This window comes from Streptomyces polygonati (genome assembly GCF_042650325.1).
Taxonomy (GTDB): domain Bacteria; phylum Actinomycetota; class Actinomycetes; order Streptomycetales; family Streptomycetaceae; genus Actinacidiphila; species Actinacidiphila polygonati.
The window spans coordinates 187,828-207,273 of sequence record NZ_JBHSBB010000050.1 but is presented as its reverse complement, the minus strand read 5'-3'; the positions used below and the strand labels follow the sequence as shown (position 1 = coordinate 207,273).

The following is a 19,446-nucleotide window of genomic DNA, read 5'->3' as shown; positions in this document are numbered from 1 at the left end:
CCTCCCATCGGCCAGCGGTCCCGGCCGCTGCCCGCGGCGGCCGATCATCAAATGAGCAAATAAGCAAGCGCTCAGTAAGTTACCGGTCGGTCCTTGTCGCTGTCCAGAGTGGCCCGCGGCCCGGAAGCGGCGCCGCCGTCCAGCGCCTCCAGCGCGCCGAGCGCCAGCCGGTGCAGCAGGGCCGCCATGGCGGAACGATCCGGCAGCCCGGCCTGACCGCCCAGATGCGGGGTGGAGTTCAGCAGGCCGAAGACAGCGTGCACGGCGGCGCGCGCCTCCAGCTCGGTGGCGTCCGGAAAGACCCGGCGGACCACCGCGACCCACTCCTCGACGTACTGCCGCTGGAGCTGCCGGACGAGCTTGCGGTCGGAGTCGCGCAGCCGGTCGAGCTCCCGGTCGTGCAGTGTGATCAGCGGCCGGTCGTCGATCGCGAAGTCGATGTGGCCCCGGATCAGCGCGTCAAGGGCCTGCTCGGCGTCGTCGGTCTCGGCCACCCGCATCCGGCCGGCGGTGAGCAGCCGGTCGCTGATCCCGACCAGCAACTCGGCGAGCATCGCGTCCTTGCCCGCGAAATGCCGGTAGAGGCCCGGGCCGCTGATGCCGACCGCGGCACCTATCTCGTCCACGCCGACACCATGGAAACCGCGCTCGGCGAAGAGCCGCGCGGCCTCTCGGAGGATCTGCTCACGGCGGTTCTCTGCCGTCTTCGTCGGGTTCATGGAATTGAGTCTAGACAATCCTGTTAGCGAGCGTTAACGTGGAGTCATCACGTTAACGCTCGCTAACACCCGGGGGGCCGAACCATGGCAGCACCCGCCCTGTCCAGCGCCGCCGATCCGGCGTCGGAGGCGTACCGCGCCAATACAGAGGCACATGCCGCACTGCGCGCCACGCTGCGCGACAGACTCGCCGCCGCCCGCCTCGGCGGCGGCCAGAAGGCGCGGACCCGGCACACCGCCCGGGGCAAGCTGCTGCCCCGCGACCGTGTGGACGGGCTGCTCGACCCCGGCTCACCGTTCCTGGAACTGGCCCCGCTGGCCGCGGAGGGCATGTACGAAGGACAGGCGCCCGCCGCGGGCCTGATCACCGGCATCGGACGGGTCCGCGGGCGCGAGGTGGTCGTGGTCGCCAACGACGCGACGGTCAAGGGCGGCACCTACTACCCGATGACGGTGAAGAAGCACCTGCGCGCCCAAGAGGTGGCCCTCGACAACCGGCTGCCGTGCGTCTACCTGGTGGATTCGGGGGGCGCCTTCCTGCCCCGGCAGGACGAGGTCTTCCCCGACCGGGACCACTTCGGCCGGATCTTCTTCAACCAGGCCACCATGTCCGCCCGCGGCATCCCGCAGATCGCCGCGGTCATGGGCTCGTGCACGGCGGGCGGCGCCTATGTCCCGGCGATGAGCGACGAGGCGGTGATCGTGCGGAACCAGGGCACGATCTTCCTCGGCGGTCCGCCGCTGGTGAAGGCGGCCACCGGCGAAGTGGTCACCGCCGAGGAACTGGGCGGCGGGGAGGTGCACGCTCGCGTCTCGGGCGTCACCGATCATCTGGCCGAGGACGACACACACGCCCTGAGCATCGTCCGCGACATCGTGGCGACGCTGCCGGCCCGCGGGGCTCCGCCGTGGACGGTACGGCCCGCGGAGCCGCCGGCCGTGGACCCGATGGGGCTGTGCGGGGCGGTGCCGGTGGACTCCCGCACGCCCTACGACGTGCGCGAGGTGATCGCCCGGCTGGTGGACGGCAGCCGGTTCGCCGAGTTCAAGGCGGAGTACGGCACCACACTGGTCACCGGATTCGCCCACGTGCAGGGGCACCCCGTGGGGATCGTGGCCAACAACGGCATCCTGTTCGCCGAATCGGCCCTCAAGGGCGCCCACTTCATCGAGCTGTGCGACCAGCGCGGCATCCCGCTGCTCTTCCTGCAGAACATCTCCGGCTTCATGGTGGGCCGGCAGTACGAGGCGGGCGGCATCGCCAAGCACGGCGCGAAGATGGTCACCGCGGTCGCCTGCGCCCGGGTGCCGAAACTGACCGTGGTGATCGGCGGGTCCTACGGCGCCGGGAACTACTCGATGTGCGGCCGGGCCTACAGCCCCCGGTTCCTGTGGATGTGGCCCAACGCCAAGATCTCGGTGATGGGCGGGGAGCAGGCCGCCTCGGTGCTGGCCACCGTCAAGCGGGACCAGTTGGCGGCGGCCGGGGAGAAATGGAGCGAGCAGGCGGAGGAGGAGTTCAAGGCCCCGATCCGCGAGCAGTACGAGACCCAGGGCAACGCCTACTACGCCACCGCCCGGCTGTGGGACGACGGAGTCATCGACCCGCTGGAGACCCGCACCGTGCTCGGCCTGGCGCTGACCGCGTGCGCCAACGCCCCGCTGCCCACCGCCGATCCGACCGCGCCGGGCTACGGCGTCTTCCGGATGTGAGCGCCATGACCGAATCCGGAGCTCTCACCGTGAACACCCCACCGACGAAAGCCACCTCCGTGAACGCCAGGTCCGTGCCCACCGCGCCCGCGAACCCCATGTTCGACACCGTGCTGGTCGCCAACCGCGGTGAGATCGCGGTCCGGGTGATGCGTACCCTGCGCGCGTTGGGGGTGCGGTCGGCCGCCGTCTTCACCGACGCGGACGCCGACGCCCGCCATGTCCGGGAGGCCGACACGGCGGTGCGGGTGAGCAGTTACCTGTCGGCCGCCGAGCAGGTGCGGGCCGCCGCCGTCGCCGGGGCCGGGGCCGTCCACCCCGGCTACGGCTTCCTCGCCGAGAACGCGGGCTTCGCCGGGGCCTGCGCGGAAGCGGGACTGGTCTTCATCGGCCCGCCGGCCGAGGCGATCGAGCTGATGGGCGACAAGATCCGCGCCAAGGAGACGGTGGCGGCCGCCGGGGTGCCGGTGGTGCCGGGGAGCAGCGGCAGCGGACTGACCGACGCCGAACTGGCCGAGGCGGCGCGGCGGACCGGGCTGCCGGTGCTGCTCAAGCCGTCGGCCGGCGGGGGCGGCAAGGGCATGCGGCTGGTACGGGACGCCGAGCTGCTGCCCGAGGAGATCGCCGCGGCCAGGCGGGAGGCGCGCGGCTCGTTCGGCGACGACACCCTGCTGGTCGAGCGCTGGATCGACCGGCCCCGGCACATCGAGATCCAGATCCTCGCCGACGGCCACGGCGGGGTGGTGCACCTCGGAGAGCGCGAGTGCTCGCTGCAGAGGCGCCACCAGAAGGTCATCGAGGAGGCGCCCTCGGTCCTGCTGGACGCGGCGACCAGGGCCGCGATGGGTGAGGCGGCGGTGCAGGCCGCGCGGTCCTGCGGCTACACCGGGGCCGGCACCGTGGAGTTCATCGTCCCCGGTGACGATCCGGGCGCCTACTTCTTCATGGAGATGAACACCCGGCTCCAGGTGGAGCACCCGGTGACCGAGCTGGTCACCGGGCTGGATCTGGTGGCCTGGCAGTTGCGGGTGGCCTGCGGGGAGCGACTGGACTTCGACCAGCGGGATGTCACTCTGACCGGCCATGCCATCGAGGCTCGGATCTGCGCCGAGACGGCGCGGCCGGGCGAGGGGCGCATCGACTTCCTGCCCTCGGCCGGGAGGGTGCTGGGGCTGCGGGAGCCCGGCGGGCCCGGGGTGCGGGTGGATTCGGGACTGGCTCTCGGCACGGAGGTGGGTACCGCCTACGACCCGATGCTGGCCAAGGTGATCGCCTACGGACCGGACCGGGCCACGGCGCTGCGCCGGCTGCGGGCGGCGCTGGCGGACACCGTGGTGCTGGGTGTGGACACCAACACCGGTTTCCTGCGGCGGCTGCTGGGTCATCCGGCGGTGGTGGCGGGCGAGCTGGACACCGGGCTGATCGACCGGGACGCGGCGTCCTTGGTGCCGGAAGCGGTGCCGGACGAGGTCTACGAGGCGGCGGCGCTGCTGCGGCAGCGGGCGCTGGCACCGGTGCCCGGCGAGGGCGGCTGGACCGATCCCTTCTCGGTGCCGAGCGGTTGGCGGCTCGGCGGTGAGCCGGCCTGGACGGCGCACCATATGCGGGTCCCGGGCCATGAGCCGGTGACGGCAAGGGTCAGGGACGGGCTGGTGCGGCTCGGCGACGGCCCGGCGGTGGAGGCGCGGATCGCCGTGGACGGTGAGCGGGCGCTGCTGCACCGGGAGGGCACGGTGATCGCCTTCCACCACGTGGGCGAGTGGCTGGGCCGGGAGGGCGACGGCTGGCGGGTGCGGCCCTACGACCCGGTGGCGGCGGCGCTGCGCGGTGGCGCGATCGGCGTGGGAGGCGGCGCGCTGACCGCCCCGATGCCCGGCACGGTCACGGTGGTGAAGGTCGCCAAGGGCGACGAGGTGACGGCGGGGCAGAGCCTGCTGGTGGTGGAGGCCATGAAGATGGAACACGTGATCACCGCGCCGCACGACGGCACGGTGGCGGAGATCGATGTCACCGCCGGGGCGGCCGTGGCCATGGACCAGGTGCTCGCGGTGGTGACCCCGGCCGGGGACGCCGGGGACGCGGCCCCCGAGCGGGACGGGGCGGCGTCATGACGGGCATCCCCGCGACCGCCGGCGGCGCCGGGGCTGAAGCGGCCGGAGTCCCGGCCGCCGACGGGGACGCCCTGCCGGCCGGGCTGCCGATGGCCGTGCCGCTGGACGGACTGCCCGCCGAGGTCCGGATCCACGAGGTGGGTGCGCGGGACGGGCTGCAGAACGAGAAGGCGACGGTGCCGACCGGTGTGAAGGCCGAGTTCATCCACCGGCTGGCCGCGGCGGGGCTGAGCACGATCGAGGCGACCAGTTTCGTCCACCCCAGGTGGGTGCCCCAGCTGGCGGACGCCGGGGAGCTGATGCCGCTGCTGGCCGATCTGACCGACCGGGACCCCGCCCTGCGGCTGCCGGTGCTGGTGCCCAACGAGCGCGGTCTGGAGCGGGCGCTGGAGCTGGGGGTGCGCGAGATCGCCGTGTTCGGCAGCGCCACCGAGAGCTTCGCCCGCGCCAACCTCAACCGGACGGTCGACGAGTCGCTGCTGATGTTCGAGCCGGTGGTGGCCAGGGCCAGGGCGGCCGGGGCCCGGGTGCGCGGCTACTTGTCGATGTGCTTCGGCGATCCCTGGGAGGGCCCGGTGCCGGTCGCCCAGGTCGCCGGGGTGGCCCGGCGGCTGTACGAGATGGGCTGCACCGAGTTGAGCCTCGGCGACACCATCGGAGTGGCCACGCCCGGCCATGTCACCGCGCTGCTGGACGAACTGACCGGCGGCGGGACGGGCAGCGGACCGGACCCCGGCGGGACGGGCACCGCCACCGCCGCCACCACCGCCGTGACTGCCACCACGTCCCCACCCCCGAGCGGCGGCGTCCCCGTGGCGCGGCTCGCCGTGCACTTCCACGACACCTACGGCCAGGCGCTGTCCAACACGCTGGCCGCGCTCCGGCGCGGCGTCACCGTGGTGGACGCCTCGGCCGGCGGCCTCGGCGGCTGCCCGTACGCCAAGAGCGCCACCGGAAACCTCGCCACCGAAGACCTGGTCTGGATGCTGCACGGGCTCGGCATCCGCACCGGGGTCGATCTCGGCCGCCTCAGCGCCACAAGCGTCTGGATGGCGGAGCAGCTGGGACGCCCCAGCCCGTCCCGTACCGTCCGCGCCCTGACCCACCAGGAGCAGTAACCATGTCGATCGACCACCGGCTGTCCGAAGAGCACGAGCAACTGCGCGCCACGGTCGCGAAGTTCGCCCGGGATGTGATCGCCCCGAAGATCGGGGAGTTCTACGAGCAGGGGGAGTTCCCGTACGAGATCGTGCGGGAGATGGGGCGGATGGGCCTGTTCGGGCTGCCGTTCCCGGAGGAGTACGGCGGGATGGGCGGTGACTACTTCGCGCTGGGGCTGGCGCTGGAGGAGCTGGCCCGGGTGGACTCCTCGGTGGCGATCACCCTGGAGGCGGGGGTGTCGCTGGGCGCCATGCCGGTGTTCCGGTTCGGCACCGAGGAGCAGAAGCGGACCTGGCTGCCGAAGCTGTGCTCGGGCGAGATGCTCGGGGCGTTCGGGCTGACCGAGCCGGAGTGCGGTTCGGACGCGGGCGGCACCCGGACCACCGCGCGGCTGGACGAGGCGACCGACGAGTGGGTGATCAACGGCACCAAGTGCTTCATCACCAACTCCGGTACCGACATCACCGGACTGGTCACCGTGACGGCGGTGACCGGCCGCAAGGAGGACGGCAGGCCGAGGATCTCTTCCATCATCGTGCCGTCGGGGACGCCCGGGTTCACCGTGTCGAAGAAGTACAGCAAGGTCGGGTGGAACGCCTCCGACACCCGGGAGCTGTCCTTCGCCGACTGCCGGGTCCCGGCCGCGAATCTGCTGGGCGAGGAGGGCCGGGGGTACGCGCAGTTCCTGCGGATCCTTGACGAGGGCCGGATCGCCATCTCGGCGCTGGCGACCGGTCTCGCCCAGGGATGTGTGGACGAGTCGCTGACCTACGCGCGCAGCCGGGAGGCGTTCGGGCGGCCGATCGGGGCCAATCAGGCGATCCAGTTCAAGATCGCCGACATGGAGATGCGGGCCCACACCGCCCGGCTGTCCTGGCGGGACGCGGCCGCGCGGCTGGTGCACGGAGAGCCGTTCAAGAAGGAGGCGGCGCTGGCCAAGCTGTACTCGTCGGAGATCGCGGTGACCAATGCCCGGGAGGCCACCCAGATCCACGGCGGCTACGGGTTCATGAACGAGTATCCGGTGGCCCGGATGTGGCGGGACTCCAAGATCCTGGAGATCGGCGAGGGCACCAGCGAGGTCCAGCGGATGCTGATCGCGCGGGAGTTGGGGCTGATGGACTGACCCCGGTCACCCCGCCGGCCAGTCCACCTGCGGCGAGCGGTAGTAGCCGATCCCCAGCGCCGCCCAGCGCGGCGCCTGGGCGGCCAGCCGGACCCGGTAGGCGTCCCAGTCGTGGGTGTCCGCGGGGGACCAGCCGAGCTCGGCGATCCCCGGCAGCCGGGGGAAGGCCATGTAGTCCAGATCGGCGCTCGTCGACAGCGTCTCCGTCCACAGCGGCGCCTCGACCCCGTACACCGCCGCGGCCGGGACGCCGGAGACGAAGGTCGCCGGGTCCCAGTCGTAGGAGGGCTTCACCTCGACATAGCCGGCCCATGCCTTGCCCAGGGTGGTGGACGCGGTGTACTTCATGTCGAGGTAGGCCCGGTTGGCCGGGGACATGATCACTCGGGTGCCGTTCTGGGCCGCCGTCGCGACATCCTGCTCGTCGCCGGCGGTGCCCCAGTACTGGACGATCGTGCCCGGGGCGGGATGCGCGCCGACGATCTGGTGCCAGCCGATCACCGTCTTGCCGTGGGCGGCGACGATCTGCTGGGCCCGGTCCACATAGGAGACGTAGTCGGAGGCGCTGGTGGACTGCGCCTCGTCGCCGCCGATGTGCAGATACGGGCCGGGGCTCAGGGCGGCGACCTCGCGGATCACGTCGTCCAGGAAGCCATAGGTGCTCTGCCCGGCCACGCACAGCGAGCTGAAGCCGACGGCGGTACCGGTGTAGAGCGGCGGGGCGGCGCCGTCGCAGGTCAGTGCGGGGTAGGAGGCCAGCGCGGCGTTGGTGTGGCCGGGGCCGTCGATCTCCGGCACGACGTCGAGGAAGTGGGCGGCGGCGTAGCGGACGATCTCCCGGTAGTCGTCCTGGGTGTAGTAGCCGCCCGGGCCGCCGCCGACCTGGGTGCTGCCGCCGTAAGCGGCCAGCCGCGGCCAGGAGTCGACCGCGATCCGCCAGCCCTGGTCGTCGGTGAGATGCAGATGCAGCGTGTTGATCTTGTAGAGGGCCAGCTCGTCGATGAACCGCTCCACCTGCGCCACGGTGAAGAAGTGCCGGGCCACGTCCAGCATCGCGCCCCGGTAGGCGTAGCGGGGCACGTCCCGGATGGTGGTGCTGGGCACCGTCCAGGCGGTGCCGGCCACCGCCGACCGGCTCTCGACCTCGGCCGGCAGCAGCTGCCGCAGCGTCTGGACGCCGTGGAAGAGTCCGGCCGGCGTCCGGGCGCTGATCAGCACGGAGGTCGCGCTGGTCCGCAGTTGGTAGCCCTCGTCGCCGAGGCCGGCGTCCGGGTCCCCGAGGGCCAGCACGATGCCCGCCGGGGCGTCGGCCGCAGGTGCGAGGCGGTCGGTGCCGCCGCGCCCGGCCAGGCCCCGGGGCGCGGGCACGGTGACGACCGGCAGCACATATCCGGTCGCGGGCCGCAGCAGCCCGGCCGCGTAGTCCGCCACATCGCGGGCGCCGGCCGGGGAGTCGGCGTCCAGCTCGACGGCGGTACCGGATTCGATCCGGAAAGCGCCGTCACCGGGCCCCACCGAGGCCGGCACCGGCACCACCCGGGAGGTCACCGCCGCGACCGCCGGATCGGCCCCGTCCGCCGCCCGGTCCCTCGTGGACGCCGCACGCGCATCGGCCGCCGAGGCCCCCGCCGCCAGCATGACCGCACACAGCACACGCAGCAGCGCCCCGCGGCGCGGTGGCCGCCCATCGAGTCGGTTCACGCCTCGATGGGTACCCGTGAGCTTCCAACGGGTCAAGGCGGCTCCCCGCGTCTCACCCCCGGATCACCCGTTCTCAGCACCCCATCACCCGTTTGGCTGCGCTAAGGACGCATGGGTGCCCGATATCGGGCAGGATTCTTGCAAAGCCCAGATGATCACACCAGTATCAACGAGTGCTCGAACGCCGGACGTCCCACGAGGACCTGATCGACCACCTGGTGCGGACCACGCCGCTGCACCGCGGCGAAGCCGTCCGGGTGGTGCTGGACGTACTGGCGTACTTCGACGAGACGACCGAGGAGTTCGTCCGCCGCAGGCACCGCGAACTCCAGGCGAAGGGCCTGGTGAACGCGGAGATCTTCGAGCGGATCGGCGAGGAGCTGCCGCACCGGGCGGTGGCCCCGGTGGCGCTCTCCCAACGCCAGCTCCGCCGGATCGTCTACGGCTGACCCGGCGCGCGGACCGGACCGGGACCCACCGGCCGCACCGGCCGCACCGGCCGCACCGGCCGCACCGGCCGCACCGGCCCATGTGACCGGCCCGCCCGACCCGCCCATCCGACCCGCCCACCCGATCAGAAAGAGCAGACCGCAGGAACAGCACCCCGCCCTCCTCCAGGGGCACCCCTCCCGGGACCGCCACCCCGGGCCGCGGGGGACGACGTACGGCGAAGGACGACCGAGAGGGACGACACATGTGCGGAATCGTGGGCTACATCGGCAGGCGTGACGTGGCACCGCTGCTGCTGGAAGGCCTCCAGCGGCTGGAATACCGGGGCTACGACTCGGCCGGCGTCGTCATCACCGGCAAGTCCGGCGATCTGCGGACCGTGAAGGCCAAGGGCCGGGTCCGCGACCTGGAAGCCCGTATCCCCAAGCGGTTCGCCGGCACCACCGGGATCGCGCACACCCGCTGGGCCACCCACGGCGCCCCCAGCGACGAGAACGCCCACCCGCATCTGGACGGCGAGGAGAAGGTCGCCGTCGTCCACAACGGGATCATCGACAACGCGTCGGAGCTGCGCGCCCGGCTGACCCTCGAAGGCACCGTCTTCACCTCCGAGACCGACACCGAGGTGCTGGCCCACCTGATCGCCCGCTCCCCGGCCGAGACGCTGGAGCAGAAGGTCAGCGAGGCGTTGCACGCGATCGAGGGCACCTACGGCATCGCGGTGCTGCACAAGGACTTCCCGGACCGGATCGTGGTGGCCCGCAACGGCTCCCCGGTGGTGCTGGGCATCGGCGAGAAGGAGATGTTCGTCGCCTCGGACGTCGCCGCGCTGGTGACGCACACCCGGCAGGTGGTCACCCTCGGGGACGGCGAGATGGCCACCCTCAAGGCCGACGACTTCCGCACGTACACCACCGAGGGGTCCCGGACCACCGCCACGCCGACCACCGTGGAGTGGGAGGCCGAGTCGTACGACATGGGCGGCCACGACACGTACATGCACAAGGAGATCGCCGAGCAGGCCGAGGCGGTGGACCGGGTGCTGCGCGGCCGGATCGACGACCGGTTCGCCACCGTGCACCTGGGCGGGCTGAATCTGGAGCCCGGTGAGGCGCGGCGGGTGCGCCGGATCAAGATCCTCGGCTGTGGCACCAGTTACCACGCCGGTCAGATCGGCGCCCAGCTGATCGAGGAGCTGGCGCGTATCCCGGCCGACGCCGAGCCCGCGTCCGAGTTCCGCTACCGCAATCCGGTGGTGGACCCCGACACGCTGTATGTCGCGGTGTCGCAGTCCGGTGAGACCTACGACGTGCTGGCCGCCGTGCAGGAGCTCAAGCGCAAGGGCGCGCGGGTGCTGGGCGTCGTGAATGTGGTGGGGTCGGCGATCGCCCGCGAGGCGGACGGCGGTACGTATGTGCACGCCGGGCCCGAGGTGTGCGTGGTGTCCACCAAGTGCTTCACCAACACGGTGGTGGCCTTCGCGCTGCTGGCGCTGCACCTGGGCCGGATCAGGGACCTGTCGGTGGCCGACGGCAAGCGGATCATCGCCGGTCTGCGCCGGCTGCCGAGCCAGATCGACGAGATCCTGAAGACCGAGCCGGAGATCCAACTGCTGGCCCAGGAGTACGCCGACGCCAAGTCGATGCTCTTCATCGGGCGGGTGCGCGGCTACCCGGTGGCCCGGGAGGCGTCGCTCAAGCTCAAAGAGGTCAGTTACATCCACGCCGAGGCGTACCCGGCCTCGGAGTTGAAGCACGGCCCGCTGGCCCTGATCGACCCGGGCATGCCGACGGTGGCGATCGTGCCGGACGACGATCTGCTGGAGAAGAACCGGGCGGCGATGGAGGAGATCAAGGCCCGCAGCGGCCGGATCCTCGCGGTCGCCCACCAGAAGCAGGAGAAGGCCGATCACACGATCGTCGTACCGAAGAACGAGGACGAGCTGGACCCGATCCTGATGGGCATCCCGCTGCAGCTCTTCGCCTACCACACGGCGCTGGCCCTGGGCCGGGACATCGACAAGCCGCGCAACCTGGCGAAGTCCGTCACTGTGGAGTAGTCGCCAGGCATACAACCGTACGAGAGCCGGGCGTACCGGCAGTGGACAGGGCCCCGCCCATCAGGCGGGGCCCTTACGGAATCACCACCACCGGCCGCTGTGCCCGCCGGGCCAGCCGCCCGGCCACCGAGCCGAAGATCCGGCCGACCAGGCCCTGCGTACCGCCCACCACGATCGCGTCCGCCTCGTACTCCCGGCCGACTTCCTCCAGTTCGTGGCAGATGTCGCCGCCGCGCTCCACCAGCACCCAGGAGATCTCGGCGAGGTGGTCGGAGCAGGCCAGCTCCAGTCCGAGCAGTTCCGTACGGTGGTCGGGGACGTCCACGAAGACCGGTGGCTCGCAGCCCGCCCACACGGTGGCCGGCAACCGGTTGGCGACATGCACGATGATCAGCGCGGAACGGATCCTGCGGGCCATGCCGATCGCATAGGAAAGGGCACGCTCGCTGGACATGGAGCCGTCGAAGCCCACCACGACGCCGTGCCGGAACGCCGGATCGCAGGCGTGCCGTGCCGCCGGGACCGGTTCGGTCGGTGCCGTGGCATCGGCGAGCGGCCTGCTGTCGGCGGGTTCGGGAAACTCATGACCGGCCATGATGCGGATTCTCGTCGGCGAGGGCGGCGCTGACGCGCCGAGCAGCGGACAGGACGGTTCGAGCGGGGCGGGCCGCCGCAGCGGCCGGTTTAGGCCAGTTCGCCACTTCCCGTCCCACTCTCTCCAGCGTACGGCCGCGAAGTCCGCCTGCACAGACTTGGCGGTGTCCTCACAGGGTCACCCGTACCCGGAGTTTCCAGGAGGATGCCGGAGCCAGGCCGCGAGCGCAACGCCATCCCGCCAACGCGCAGCACGATTCGGCGCATGGGGCGCACCCCGGGGGCGCACCACATTTCACCCGTCCGGCCTAGGTCAGACCGTGGTTGGCCAGGTGGCCGGCCCGCCGCGCCGGGCATGGCAAGCAGGCCGGCCCGTTGAAGGACGATTTTCGGCCAACTTCGCTGACAGGCGCGGGCGTTGGACTTTCTTCCGGCTAACACCTCTGCCACCTGCGGTTCTACGATGCGCCATGGCTCGGAAGGTTACTTCCGGGGCCTGTGTGACGAGAGGCGTACTTCCCAGCGGGCGCTCGGAGTGAAACGCTTCGTGATCGAACGCTTTACGCCACGTTATCTTGTCGACTAAGCGTCAGATGGTGAACTTGTCACTAACGCCCCATCTGACACAGTAGATTTGATCTTGGGTGGCCTCGCGGGGGAGAACATGCAGGACCGAGGGGACGACGCGTCGATTCGAGGGGGGCTTGAGCTCCATGAGCCAGGAGTCCGGTTCCGGCACGGCGACGGACAGTCCGTCGCAAGCACCATCGGCATCGCCTCGCGCCATTCGCAAACTCTCCGCGCGACGCCGACCGGAAGTCGTCGCGGTGCTGCTCTTCAGCGGCGGGCCGATCTTCGAGAGCTCCATACCGCTCTCGGTGTTCGGCATCGACCGCCAGGACGCGGGCGTGCCGCGCTACCGGCTGCTGGTGTGTGCCGGCGAGGAAGGCCCGCTGCGCACCACCGGCGGCCTTGAACTGACCGCGCCCTACGGGCTGGAGGCGCTGTCCAGGGCCGGCACGGTGGTGGTGCCGACCTGGCGCTCGATATCCCAGGCGCCGCCTCCCGAGGCACTGGACGCGATCCGCCGCGCCCATGAGGAGGGCGCCCGGATCATCGGGCTGTGCACCGGCGCCTTCGTCCTGGCGGCGGCCGGCCTGCTGGACGGCCGGCCGGCCACCACGCACTGGATGTACGCGCCCACGCTCGCGAAGCGCTATCCGTCGGTGCATGTGGACCCGCGCGAACTGTTCGTGGACGACGGGGATGTGCTGACCTCGGCGGGTACGGCAGCCGGTATCGATCTGTGCCTGCACGTGGTCCGTACCGATCACGGCGCCGAGGCGGCGGCGGCGCTGGCCCGCCGGCTGGTCGTACCGCCCCGGCGGTCGGACTGGCAGACCGGGCAGCGGCACCTGGACCGGTCTTTACCCGAGGAGATCGGCGCCGACCCGCTGGCCGAGGTCGTCGCCTGGGCGCTGGAGCACCTGCACGAGCAGTTCGACGTGGAGGCGCTGGCCGCACGTGCCTATATGAGCCGGCGGACCTTCGACCGGCGGTTCAGGTCGCTGACCGGCAGCGCTCCGCTGCAGTGGCTGATCACCCAGCGGGTGCTCCAGGCGCAGCGGCTGCTGGAGACCTCCGACTACTCGGTGGACGAGGTGGCGGGCCGCTGCGGCTTCCGGTCGCCGGTGGCGCTGCGCGGCCACTTCCGGCGGCAGCTCGGCTCCTCCCCCGCTTCCTACCGGTCGGCCTACCGGGCCCGCCGGCCGCAGGACGAGCCGGACCGGCCGATCCAGCCCCAGGAGCTGCCGGCGCTGCGCCGGGGACCGGTCTCACAGATCCTGGCGGCGCCCGCCAAGGCCGACCCGGAAACGTATACCGCCCGCATCCCCGAGCAGCCGGGCCGGCCCGAGGTCGCGGACGGCCCGGGACGCAACCGGCTGCGCACCGGACGCGGGCTGGGAGCCGCACTGCCGGGACCGCGTGACCGCCCCGTAGGGTGAGGCGCATGAACGACCGGATGGTGTGGATCGACTGTGAGATGACCGGGCTGTCACTGGCGCATGACGCGCTGGTCGAGGTGGCGGCACTGGTCACCGACTCGGAGCTGAACGTGCTCGGCGAGGGGGTGGACATCGTGATCCGCCCTCCCGCCGAGTCGCTGGAGTCGATGCCCGACATCGTCCGCCAGATGCACACCTCCTCCGGACTGCTCGACGAGCTGGACGGCGGTGTGACGCTCGCCGAGGCGGAGAAGCTGGTCATGGCCTATGTGCGCAAGCATGTGAAGGAGCCGCGGAAGGCGCCGCTGTGCGGGAACTCGGTCTCCACCGACCGGGGTTTCCTGGCGCGTGACATGCCCACGTTGGAGCAGCACCTCCACTACCGGATCGTGGACGTCTCCTCGATCAAGGAGCTGTCCCGCCGCTGGTATCCCCGGGCCTACTTCAACAGCCCGGAGAAGAACGGCAACCACCGGGCGCTGGCGGACATCCGCGAGTCCATCGCGGAGCTGCGCTATTACCGCGAGGCGGTCTTCGTCCCGGCCCCCGGACCGGACACGGACACGGCGCGGGCGATCGCGGCGAAGTACGTACTGCCGGCGGAGAAGCACGACGGCAAGCAGGCCGGCAAGCACGACGAGAAGGCGGCGAGCAGCTCGGCGGGCAAGGCGGCGGGCAAGCCCGCCCACTGACCCTCCGGGTTCCGGCCGCCGGGGTCCCCCGGGGGCCACTCGGGCCCCGGGCCCGGCTCCGGGCGACCCCCCGCATCCGGTCCCGGCCCGGTCCGGGCGCGTCCTGCCTGGGAGTTCGCCGGCCCTGTCCGGTGCCGCGGGAGCCCGTCCGGCCGCCGCCCGAAAAGCCTGGCGCGATCACCCCTCCCGAGCCTGTACACTTTTTCACGCGGCGCCGCCCCAGTAGGAAAAGCGCCGCTCATGGTGGGTGTAGCTCAGCTGGTAGAGCACCTGGTTGTGGTCCAGGATGCCGCGGGTTCGAGTCCCGTCACTCACCCTCGTAAGAAGAGGCCGCCTGACCTGCGAAAGCGGGTCGGCGGCCTCTCGCGTGTCCGGAAGCGGCCGGTCCGCCCGCGATGGCGGCTCGCGGGGAGGGGCTTCGGCGGGACTCGGGAGGATGCCCGCTGAGCGGGACCGGCCCGCGCGGACCCGGTGCGGCCGGCGGCCGGTGGGCGCCACCACAAACCATCGCATCCACCATGAAAACGGCCGAAGCGGCCAGGGCTCACCTGTAATTGCATTCGGCACTGGTGGTGACATCGCCGAGGGGGGTGATTGTCTTGTTCCGGTCGGGCGATTTGACAGCGAACCTCTTGCGCGACGGCGACCGATCACTGTGCCGATTCCTCCGACGACGTCACGCCGACCTCGGGGGCACGAGGCGGCCCCCGGACCCCGGGCGGTCGTGCCGGAGGCCCTGCCGACCGCTCGGGACGCGGCACGAATCCGGCCACCTTCACGCCGAGGGGCACCACCCGGGCCCGACTCGGCGGAAAACCGTCGCGACCCCGCCCGGCAGGGATCGGGCGGCGCCGAGCCCGCACCGCCGCGAGGCCGATCCCCGTGCTTCAAGGTCCTGTTGCGGCGACCACCAGCTCCAGTTCCGGCCGAACCACCGCCGGCCTCCGCGGAGATGACCCCGGGACGACCCCGGACGACCGATGACCCCGGACGTCCCCTGGACGACCGATGACCCCGGACGACCCCCCGGACATCCCCCGGACGACCGATGACCCCGGACGACCACCGGCGCGACCCCGGCGCCGGTCCGGCGCGAACCCGCGCCCCGCCCGGCACCCCTCGCCGCACCTCGCGGACGCCCGGCTCCCCGTCCGCCTGTCCCCCGGCCGCCGCGGCGCCACCGCACCGCGCGCTCGCACCGGCTTTTTCCGGCCCCGAATCGGGCAACCGGCGCTGAACAGGCACTTGTCCGTTCGAGACTCGAAATCGGCGGGGTGCCAACGCACCAGTATTGAACAACTTATTGACGGGGGTGTACGCGCCTTGTAAACATCACCTCGCTAGAGAGCGCTCTCAGTGGCGTTCCGGCCTCCATCACGGACCCCCACCCGGTTGAGGAGAACACATGTCAGGCAGCACAGCCACATTGGTGCGCCGGCGGCCAGGGCGGCACGACAGATCCCGGCCGTATCTGGTCCTTGCCCTGCTGATCGCCCTCGTGGCCGGTGTCGCGCTCGTCGTCACCGCGCAGTCCCCGGCCCGTGCGGCCGGCGCACTGCTGTCCCAGGGCAAGCCGGCCACCGCGTCCTCCACCGAGAACGCGGGCACGCCCGCGTCGGCGGCCGTGGACGGCAACACCGGCACCCGCTGGTCCAGCGCGGCGGCCGATCCCCAGTGGCTCCAGGTCGACCTCGGCTCGTCCCAGACGATCTCGCAGGTGACCCTGAACTGGGAGACGGCGTACGCCACCGCCTTCAAGATCCAGACCTCCGCCAACGGCACCACCTGGACGGACGTCTACTCCACCACGACCGGCACCGGCGGCGTGCAGAACCTGGCCGTAAACGGTTCCGGCCGCTACGTCCGGGTCTACGGCACGACCCGCGCCACGCAGTACGGCTACTCCCTGTGGGAGTTCCAGGTGTACGGCCCCGGCGGCGGGACCACCTCGCCGGCCGCGTGCAGCACCGACAACGCGGCGATCGGCCGCACCGCCACCGCCTCCTCCGCCGAGAACGCCGCCACGGCCGCGTCCGCCGCGGTGGACGGCAACACGGGCACCCGCTGGTCCAGCGCGTTCAGCGACCCGCAGTGGCTCCAGGTCGACTTCGGCGCGACGCAGCAGTTCTGCGGCGTCGGTCTGAACTGGGAGGCGGCGTACGCCTCCGCCTTCAAGATCCAGACCTCCACGGACGGCACCAACTGGACCGATGTCTACTCCACCACGACCGGCACCGGCGGCGTGCAGAACCTGGCGGTGACGGGCACCGGCCGTTACATCCGGGTCTACGGCACGACGCGCGCGACGGCGTACGGCTACTCGCTGTGGGAGTTCCAGGTCCACCTGCTGAGCGGCACCGGCACCCCGCCGCCCACCACCCCGACCAGCCCGCCGAGCGATGACTTCTGGGGCACCACCAGTGACATCCCGGCCGCGCACAACGTGATGGAACTGAAGATCCTCAACCGGACCAACGGCCAGTACCCGGACAGCCAGGTGTACTGGAGCTTCAACGGTCAGGTGCACTCGATCGCCGACCAGCCGTACTTCGACATGCCGGCGAACTCCTCGGGCCGGATGTACTTCTACCTCGGGTCGCCGAACAGCCAGTACTACGACTTCATCGAGTTCACCATCGGTGCCACCGTCTTCAACGGCAACACCACCCGGGTGGACGCCTGGGGTCTGCCGCTGGCGATGCGCCTGCACTCGCACGACGGTTCGGAAATCCAGCTCGGTGACAGCCAGGACCTGTTCAACCAGAGCCGGGACGCCACCTTCGCGCAGTTCCAGGCCGCCGTGCCGCAGCAGTTCAAGGTGCTCGCGCAGACCCAGGCCCCGTACCGGATCATCGCGCCGGGCAGCGACCCGAGCTTCCGGACCGGCGGCGTCAACGCCAACTACTTCACGGCGTACGCCAACTCGGTCGGGGTCAACGAGCCCACCTCGAACATCTTCGGCTGCGCCGGCTCGCTGGCGGGCAACCCCTCGATGTGCGCGGCGCTGAACCGCCACACCGCCACCCTCCCGGCGGCCCAGCAGCAGGTGCCGGCCAACTTCTACACGGCCGACCCGGCGAACTGGTACGCCAAGTTCTGGCACGACCACGCGATCAACCACCTGGCCTACGGCTTCCCGTACGACGATGTGGCCGGCCAGGCCGCGTACGCCTCGCAGCAGAACCCGCAGTGGATGGAGATCGCCGTCGGCTGGTGACGCCGGTCCCGCTTCGACGGGATCGTCCCGCCCGGGATGATCCCGTCACCCTCTGAACCATCCTTCCGATCCCCCCACAAGAAACCGCCGGGGGCGGGACGCGGACACACACCATGTGTCGGTGTCCCGCCCCCGGCGGCGTGCTGTGTCCCCGACGGCCTGCCGTGGCACGTGCCCCGTACGGCGGAGGGTGCCGGCGGGTGCCGCTACGCGGTGAGCAGCAGGCAGCTGCTGGTGGCGGTGGCCAGCAGGCGGCCGTCGGCGGATTCGATCCGCGCTTCGGCCAGGGCGGTGCGGCGGCCGAGGTGGACGACACGGCCGGTGCAGCGCAGGGTGCCGGAGCCCACCCGGATCGCGCCGAGGAACTTCACGCCGAGGTCGAGGCTGGTGTAGCCGGTGCCGGCCGGCAGCCGGGTCTGGACGGCGCAGCCCGCCGCGGAGTCCAGCAGGGTGGCGTAGACGCCGCCGTGCACCGAACCGATCGGGTTGTAGTGGAACTCGGCGGGCTCCAGGCTGAAGACGGCCTCGCCCTCGGCGACCGATTCGAGCCGCATGCCGAGGGTGTGCAGGATCGGGGGCGGGGGTATCTCACCGCCGGCCATCGCCCGCATGAACTCCAGCCCGCTGCGTCCCGCCGCGCCGGCCGCGGTGACCATGGGGTCCTCCCACTCCACCACCCGCCGCCGCTGGGTCTCCTCGTCCGCCACGCCGCCCGCCTTTCCGTAGGTGCGCCCCGCTGCTCTCGGGCTGAGCCTTTCATAGGGCGGGCCGGGCGCCGGCGGTGTGCCGGTGCCGCCGTCGATCGCCCGGCGGGTGGTGGTGAGCGGTCGGCCAGGGGTGTCGCGGCGGGATCGGCGGCCTTCGCGGGCCGGGGCCCGCACGCTGCCCCTCGGCGTGATCGGCCGGCCGGCCCGGGGCTACGGGAGCAGCGGGACCAGGGCCGCGTGCATGCCCGGGGCGGCGGCCAGGAAGGACGGGGAGGCGACGGTCCAGGGCGCGCCGGAGGTGTCCGTCACGACCGCGCCCGCCTCACGGGCGATCAGGGCGCCGGGCAGCAGATTGGTGGCGTCGCGGCCGTACTGCCAGAAGGCGTCGAGGCGGCCGGCGGCGACGTCGGCGATCTGCCAGGAGGTGGGGCCGAGGTTGCGGATCGCGCCGGCCCGGGTGAGCAGCGCGGTCTGGGAGCGGCCGGTGAGGTCGGCGGCGGCGGGCTGTGCCGCGATGTCCGGCGGGGCGCTGTTGGCCAGCAGGGCGATACGGAGGTCGGCTTTGGCGGCGGGGGTCACCGGGGCGCCGTCCAGGGTGGCGCCGGCTCCGGCGGCGGCGCGGTAGGTCTCGCCGCGCAGCGGTGCGTGCAGGACGGCGGCGACGGGCTCGCCGTCCCGGATCAGGGCGAGGCTGACGCAGAAGTACGGCAGGTCCTGGAGGAACTGGACGGCGCCGTCGATCGGGTCCACCACCCACGCCTCGCCCCGCGCGGCCGGCCCGCTGCCGATTTCCTCGGTCCAGGCGACGCCGGGGCGCAAGGCGTCCAGGTGCTCGCGGAGTACGGCGGCCACGGGTGCCTCCACTTCGCGGTAGGCCGCGGCGAACTCCGGGAAGGTCAGGAAAGGGGCCGGGCGGGGCGCCAGGAGCAGCGCCCGGCCCGCTTCCTCGGCGGCGGCGGCCATCGCGGGCAGCAGGGCTTCGTCGGGGGTGCGCGGACGCGTGGGAGCGGTCATGGTTTCGGCCTCCGGGTTCGTCGGGAAAGGCGGCTCCTCCATCCTCGGCGGGGTCCGGCGACCACAGCCGGTTTCGACGGTCGGCATGGGTGAAATCGCCGATCGGTAGCTGTGCAGCTGCTGGTTCCACCGATTCGACACCGTCGGATGAGCGAAAGCGCCCCCTGCCCTCGTGC

The 19,446-nt window shown here is 71.9% G+C and carries 14 protein-coding genes and 1 tRNA gene; 10 read left to right on the top strand and 5 right to left on the bottom strand.

The window, feature by feature from the left end; all coding sequences use genetic code 11:
• Positions 1–71 precede the first annotated feature (71 nt).
• The gene (locus tag ACFO3J_RS34435; protein WP_386438280.1) at positions 72–719 is read right to left on the bottom strand and encodes an SACE_7040 family transcriptional regulator; all 648 of its coding nucleotides are present in this window, start codon (positions 717–719) and stop codon (positions 72–74) included.
• A gap of 84 nt (positions 720–803) precedes the next feature.
• Here ACFO3J_RS34435 and ACFO3J_RS34430 point away from each other — a divergent pair, with 84 nt between their 5' ends.
• The 4 genes from ACFO3J_RS34430 to ACFO3J_RS34415 all read left to right on the top strand — a co-directional run bounded on the left by ACFO3J_RS34430 (position 804) and on the right by ACFO3J_RS34415 (position 6,830).
• Positions 804–2,432, top strand: coding sequence for a carboxyl transferase domain-containing protein (locus ACFO3J_RS34430; protein ID WP_386438278.1), 1,629 nt, complete (start codon positions 804–806; stop codon positions 2,430–2,432).
• Between the two features lie 98 nt (positions 2,433–2,530).
• Complete coding sequence (locus tag ACFO3J_RS34425; RefSeq protein ID WP_386438426.1) at positions 2,531–4,543, top strand: acetyl/propionyl/methylcrotonyl-CoA carboxylase subunit alpha; 2,013 nt, start codon at positions 2,531–2,533, stop codon at positions 4,541–4,543.
• 89 nt (positions 4,544–4,632) lie between these two features.
• The gene (locus tag ACFO3J_RS34420; protein ID WP_386438423.1) at positions 4,633–5,661 is read left to right on the top strand and encodes a hydroxymethylglutaryl-CoA lyase; all 1,029 of its coding nucleotides are present in this window, start codon (positions 4,633–4,635) and stop codon (positions 5,659–5,661) included.
• A 2-nt stretch (positions 5,662–5,663) separates the two neighbouring features.
• Positions 5,664–6,830: an acyl-CoA dehydrogenase family protein gene (locus tag ACFO3J_RS34415; protein ID WP_386438276.1), complete on the top strand. Its 1,167-nt coding sequence runs from the start codon at positions 5,664–5,666 to the stop codon at positions 6,828–6,830.
• 6 nt (positions 6,831–6,836) lie between these two features.
• Here ACFO3J_RS34415 and ACFO3J_RS34410 read toward each other — a convergent pair whose 3' ends face one another.
• Positions 6,837–8,468: a beta-N-acetylhexosaminidase gene (locus ACFO3J_RS34410; protein WP_386438420.1), complete on the bottom strand. Its 1,632-nt coding sequence runs from the start codon at positions 8,466–8,468 to the stop codon at positions 6,837–6,839.
• 236 nt (positions 8,469–8,704) lie between these two features.
• On the opposite strand from ACFO3J_RS34410, the gene ACFO3J_RS34405 reads away from it, so the two are divergent.
• Together ACFO3J_RS34405 and glmS are read left to right on the top strand one after the other, a co-directional pair.
• Positions 8,705–8,980: a hypothetical protein gene (locus ACFO3J_RS34405; RefSeq protein ID WP_386438273.1), complete on the top strand. Its 276-nt coding sequence runs from the start codon at positions 8,705–8,707 to the stop codon at positions 8,978–8,980.
• Positions 8,981–9,225: 245 nt separating this feature from the next.
• Complete coding sequence (gene glmS / locus ACFO3J_RS34400) at positions 9,226–11,040, top strand: glutamine--fructose-6-phosphate transaminase (isomerizing) (RefSeq protein WP_386438271.1); 1,815 nt, start codon at positions 9,226–9,228, stop codon at positions 11,038–11,040.
• A gap of 73 nt (positions 11,041–11,113) precedes the next feature.
• On the opposite strand, the gene ACFO3J_RS34395 is transcribed toward glmS, so the two are convergent.
• Positions 11,114–11,635, bottom strand: a complete 522-nt coding sequence (locus ACFO3J_RS34395) for a universal stress protein (protein ID WP_386438268.1) — start codon at positions 11,633–11,635, stop codon at positions 11,114–11,116.
• 712 nt (positions 11,636–12,347) lie between these two features.
• Here ACFO3J_RS34395 and ACFO3J_RS34390 point away from each other — a divergent pair.
• The 4 genes from ACFO3J_RS34390 (at position 12,348) to ACFO3J_RS34375 (ending at position 17,549) form a co-directional block, all read left to right on the top strand.
• Positions 12,348–13,640 carry a GlxA family transcriptional regulator gene (locus ACFO3J_RS34390; RefSeq protein WP_386438265.1) on the top strand — a complete coding sequence of 431 codons (1,293 nt, stop codon included), beginning with the start codon at positions 12,348–12,350 and terminating at the stop codon, positions 13,638–13,640.
• A 5-nt stretch (positions 13,641–13,645) separates the two neighbouring features.
• Positions 13,646–14,332, top strand: coding sequence for an oligoribonuclease (gene orn / locus ACFO3J_RS34385; protein ID WP_386438262.1), 687 nt, complete (start codon positions 13,646–13,648; stop codon positions 14,330–14,332).
• A 243-nt stretch (positions 14,333–14,575) separates the two neighbouring features.
• Positions 14,576–14,648, top strand: a tRNA-His gene (locus ACFO3J_RS34380).
• A 1,089-nt stretch (positions 14,649–15,737) separates the two neighbouring features.
• Positions 15,738–17,549 (top strand): discoidin domain-containing protein, encoded by a 1,812-nt coding sequence (locus ACFO3J_RS34375; protein ID WP_386438260.1) that lies wholly within the window; start codon positions 15,738–15,740, stop codon positions 17,547–17,549.
• Positions 17,550–17,755: 206 nt separating this feature from the next.
• Here ACFO3J_RS34375 and ACFO3J_RS34370 read toward each other — a convergent pair whose 3' ends face one another.
• Together ACFO3J_RS34370 and ACFO3J_RS34365 are read right to left on the bottom strand one after the other, a co-directional pair.
• Positions 17,756–18,205, bottom strand: a complete 450-nt coding sequence (locus ACFO3J_RS34370) for a PaaI family thioesterase (RefSeq protein ID WP_386438417.1) — start codon at positions 18,203–18,205, stop codon at positions 17,756–17,758.
• Between the two features lie 261 nt (positions 18,206–18,466).
• Positions 18,467–19,270 carry an inositol monophosphatase family protein gene (locus ACFO3J_RS34365; RefSeq protein ID WP_386438257.1) on the bottom strand — a complete coding sequence of 268 codons (804 nt, stop codon included), beginning with the start codon at positions 19,268–19,270 and terminating at the stop codon, positions 18,467–18,469.
• Positions 19,271–19,446 lie beyond the last annotated feature (176 nt).

Bases quoted from the DNA above. Each gene is read 5' to 3' on its own strand.
- ACFO3J_RS34435 (WP_386438280.1), bottom strand. From the start codon at position 719: ATGAACCCGACGAAGACGGCAGAGAACCGCCGTGAGCAGATCCTCCGA.
- ACFO3J_RS34430 (WP_386438278.1), top strand. From the start codon at position 804: ATGGCAGCACCCGCCCTGTCCAGCGCCGCCGATCCGGCGTCGGAGGCG.
- ACFO3J_RS34425 (WP_386438426.1), top strand. From the start codon at position 2,531: ATGTTCGACACCGTGCTGGTCGCCAACCGCGGTGAGATCGCGGTCCGG.
- ACFO3J_RS34420 (WP_386438423.1), top strand. From the start codon at position 4,633: ATGGCCGTGCCGCTGGACGGACTGCCCGCCGAGGTCCGGATCCACGAG.
- ACFO3J_RS34415 (WP_386438276.1), top strand. From the start codon at position 5,664: ATGTCGATCGACCACCGGCTGTCCGAAGAGCACGAGCAACTGCGCGCC.
- ACFO3J_RS34410 (WP_386438420.1), bottom strand. From the start codon at position 8,468: ATGCTGGCGGCGGGGGCCTCGGCGGCCGATGCGCGTGCGGCGTCCACG.
- glmS (WP_386438271.1), top strand. From the start codon at position 9,226: ATGTGCGGAATCGTGGGCTACATCGGCAGGCGTGACGTGGCACCGCTG.
- ACFO3J_RS34395 (WP_386438268.1), bottom strand. From the start codon at position 11,635: ATGGCCGGTCATGAGTTTCCCGAACCCGCCGACAGCAGGCCGCTCGCC.
- ACFO3J_RS34390 (WP_386438265.1), top strand. From the start codon at position 12,348: ATGAGCCAGGAGTCCGGTTCCGGCACGGCGACGGACAGTCCGTCGCAA.
- orn (WP_386438262.1), top strand. From the start codon at position 13,646: ATGAACGACCGGATGGTGTGGATCGACTGTGAGATGACCGGGCTGTCA.
- ACFO3J_RS34375 (WP_386438260.1), top strand. From the start codon at position 15,738: ATGTCAGGCAGCACAGCCACATTGGTGCGCCGGCGGCCAGGGCGGCAC.
- ACFO3J_RS34370 (WP_386438417.1), bottom strand. From the start codon at position 18,205: ATGGTCACCGCGGCCGGCGCGGCGGGACGCAGCGGGCTGGAGTTCATG.
- ACFO3J_RS34365 (WP_386438257.1), bottom strand. From the start codon at position 19,270: ATGACCGCTCCCACGCGTCCGCGCACCCCCGACGAAGCCCTGCTGCCC.